This is a genomic window from Streptococcus sp. A12, from assembly GCF_905372335.1.
Taxonomy (GTDB): Bacteria; Bacillota; Bacilli; order Lactobacillales; family Streptococcaceae; genus Streptococcus.
The window spans coordinates 1-3036 of record NZ_CAJPOU010000100.1 but is presented as its reverse complement, the minus strand read 5'-3'; the positions used below and the strand labels follow the sequence as shown (position 1 = coordinate 3036).

Here is a 3036-nt window from a genome sequence, read left to right as displayed (position 1 = left end):
TTTTAACTCAACTCAGCCACAATGGCCTTGATTTGTTCTGCTGTGTGAACACCAGCAACTTGTTTAACCACTTGTCCATCTTTTTTGAAAAGAAGAGTAGGGATAGACATAATGCCGAAAGCACGCGCTGTATTTGGATTTTCATCAACGTCCATTTTAACGATTTTCAAGACATCTTCTGAAAGTTCTTCAGACAATTTATCCAAGATTGGACCTTGCATACGACATGGACCACACCAGGTCGCCCAGAAGTCTACCAAGACCAATCCTTCTTTTGTTTCTGCTTCAAATGTTGCGTCTGTAATTGCTTTTGCCATTGTTTTTCTCCTTTAGTTTTTGTATTGATCGAGGTCTTGCTTCATCAAATAGAAGAAGACATCTCCGTAAGTTCCATGGTAATCGAGTTCGTGCCCATTATAGGTCAATTTTTGTACGGGATAGTAATCCGCTACACCGATCAAGCAGGTCTGTTGGGAGCGCTCAAATTCTTCATAGGAATCAAAATGCATGACTCTTTCTTGTTTTGCACCATCTAGATATGTAATATCAATCATATCGATAACCTCTATTTCTTAAGATGTGTCTATTGTAACTCTGTTAATTACATCTGTCAAACAAAACGACTTACTCAGAATAATGAATCTTGTCCAAAAAAAGATAACAAAAAAGCCCTCTGAATTCAGAGGGCTCCATTCTTGCTGTATAAAACGTTTCTAGACAAGGCGACGAACCGAAGATTGTACTAGATTTCTTCTGAAAACAAAAAATCTCCCCGAAAGGAGATAAATCTGGTCTATTTTACCTCATGATGCTAGGAACCGCAGCCGGAGATTATACTATAATTCTAGTGAAAAAGAAAAGCTACTCTACAAATAGAGTAACTTAACTTTTTTGTATTCAATTGAACACGGCCTAAGCACTTGGCAAAAAATAACAGCCCTCTGAATTCAGAGAGCTGTTTTGAGCTCGGGCTAAAATCCTAGTGAAAAAGATGAAACTCCTTGTGTTCATCGAACACTGTGTCGTTTCCCTATTTTCATACGGATTTTTGGCGCCCTTAGCATCATGATTAACGACGAAGTCCAAGAGAGTTGATCAACTCACGGTAACGGTTAACGTCGTTCTTACGAAGGTAAGCCAACAAGTTACGACGGCGACCGATTTTCTTCATCAAACCACGGTAAGTAGCGTGGTCTTTTTTGTGTTGTTTGATGTGGTCGTTCAAGTGGTTGATTTCCCAAGTAAGGACAGCAACTTGTACTTCTACTGAACCAGTGTCACCTTCGTGACGTGCGTATTGTGCAATGATTTCATTTTTTTTCTCTTTTGAGATTGCCATGATAAGCTCCTTTTCTTTATGCTCTATCCGAGTGGCAGGTTTGGCATAGCCTGCTACCAAGAAAGAGTTAGTTGTCTATTCGACCTATTCATTCTACCAAGATTTCATCTTTCTGTCAAACACTTCTGCTTTTTCCAACAGAGTTCTTCAAACCCAAGACTACAATGACTTCTCATTATAGGTTGACCCGAAAGTCAGTTAAGAGCTTTATTTCTTCTGCTGTCAATCTACGCCACTCCCCTAATTCGAGACTAGGATCCAAGCTCAATGGCCCCATGGAAATCCGCTCGAGATCGGTGACTTCTTTGCCACAAGCCGCGACCATGCGCTTGACCTGGTGGAATTTTCCTTCAGCGATGCGGATCTGAACCAAGCAACTATTAGCTTCTTGATCGACCTCCAACATTTCCAACTCAGCTGGCAGGGTGGTGAAATCCTTCAATTCTATTCCTTCTTTGAAGCGGTCGATATCTTCCTGAGTCATGATGCCAGCTACTTGGGCACGGTAGACCTTGTCCACATGTTTCTTAGGCGATAGCATGGCATGAGCCAACTTACCATTATTGGTCAAGAAGAGTAAGCCATGGGTATCGATATCCAAACGTCCAACTGGAAAGACTTCCTTGTGTCTGGCCGTGTCATCCAACAAATCTAAGACTGTTTGATGGCGGTCATCTTCCGTTGCTGAAACGACCCCTTTGGGTTTATTGAGCAGATAGTAAACAAACTCTTCATGGAATAAACTTTCTCCCAGATAGGTCACTTGATCCTTATCTGGATCAATATGAACCTTGGCAGAGGTTTCCACCTTTCCATTGACCTGAATTTTTTTTTGCTTGAGGACTTGCTTGACTTCTGTTCGGCTTCCCACTCCACAGTCCACTAAATATTTATCTAGACGCATGCTTGCCTCCTTCATTCTTCTTATCATTATACCATGAACCGGACTAGGATTCTTTCCTTTTCTAATTTACAGTCCGTCTGGTCCATTAGCACTCCTCAATCAATTGGGAAACTTTCATTCTAAAAGGATTTATGATATGATGGTTTCTAGAAAAAAGGAGTGAATGAGAACATGTCTGCAATCGAAACCATTACAAAAGCTGCCCATCTAATTGATATGAATGATATTATCCGCGAAGGCCACCCAACTTTACGTGCTATCGCTGAAGAGGTCACTTTCCCACTGTCAGATCAAGACATCATCCTAGGGGAAAAAATGATGCAGTTCTTGCACCATTCGCAGGATCCTGTCATGGCGGAAAAATTGGGTCTCCGAGGTGGAGTTGGACTCGCTGCCCCTCAGTTGAACATTTCTAAGCGCATCATTGTCGTTCTCGTCCCAAATCCAGAGGACGAAGAAGGAAATCCTCCAAAAGAAGCCTACTCCATCCAAGAAGTCATGTACAATCCTAAAATTGTCTCCCACTCAGTCCAAGATGCGGCTCTAGGAGATGGGGAAGGGTGTCTCTCTGTAGACCGCAACGTTCCTGGTTATGTGGTTCGCCACGCACGTGTAACGGTAGACTACTATGACAAGACCGGAGAAAAGCACCGTATCAAACTCAAAGGCTACAACTCCATTGTGGTCCAACACGAAATCGATCACATCAATGGCGTTATGTTCTACGATCGGATCAATCCGAAAGATCCTTTCGCTGTCAAAGATGGCATGCTTATTTTAGAATAAGAAAAAA

Annotated in this window: 5 protein-coding genes; 1 reads left to right on the top strand and 4 read right to left on the bottom strand. The window is 42.1% G+C overall.

Going from position 1 to position 3036, the window contains the following annotated elements:
- Nucleotides 1–2: 2 nt before the first annotated feature.
- The 4 genes from trxA to QZ158_RS08130 all read right to left on the bottom strand — a co-directional run bounded on the left by trxA (nt 3) and on the right by QZ158_RS08130 (nt 2243).
- A complete protein-coding gene (gene trxA / locus QZ158_RS08145; RefSeq protein ID WP_006595584.1) occupies nt 3–317 on the bottom strand; it encodes a thioredoxin in 315 nt (104 codons plus the stop codon).
- Between the two features lie 12 nt (nt 318–329).
- Nucleotides 330–554, bottom strand: a complete 225-nt coding sequence (locus tag QZ158_RS08140; RefSeq protein ID WP_003010037.1) for a DUF4649 family protein — start codon at nt 552–554, stop codon at nt 330–332.
- 515 nt (nt 555–1069) lie between these two features.
- On the bottom strand, nt 1070–1339 hold the full coding sequence (gene rpsO, locus QZ158_RS08135) for a 30S ribosomal protein S15 (RefSeq protein WP_004193424.1): 270 nt from the start codon (nt 1337–1339) through the stop codon (nt 1070–1072).
- Between the two features lie 175 nt (nt 1340–1514).
- The gene (locus QZ158_RS08130; protein WP_293887480.1) at nt 1515–2243 is read right to left on the bottom strand and encodes a pseudouridine synthase; all 729 of its coding nucleotides are present in this window, start codon (nt 2241–2243) and stop codon (nt 1515–1517) included.
- A gap of 171 nt (nt 2244–2414) precedes the next feature.
- Here QZ158_RS08130 and def point away from each other — a divergent pair, with 171 nt between their 5' ends.
- On the top strand, nt 2415–3029 hold the full coding sequence (gene def / locus QZ158_RS08125; RefSeq protein WP_293887478.1) for a peptide deformylase: 615 nt from the start codon (nt 2415–2417) through the stop codon (nt 3027–3029).
- Nucleotides 3030–3036 lie beyond the last annotated feature (7 nt).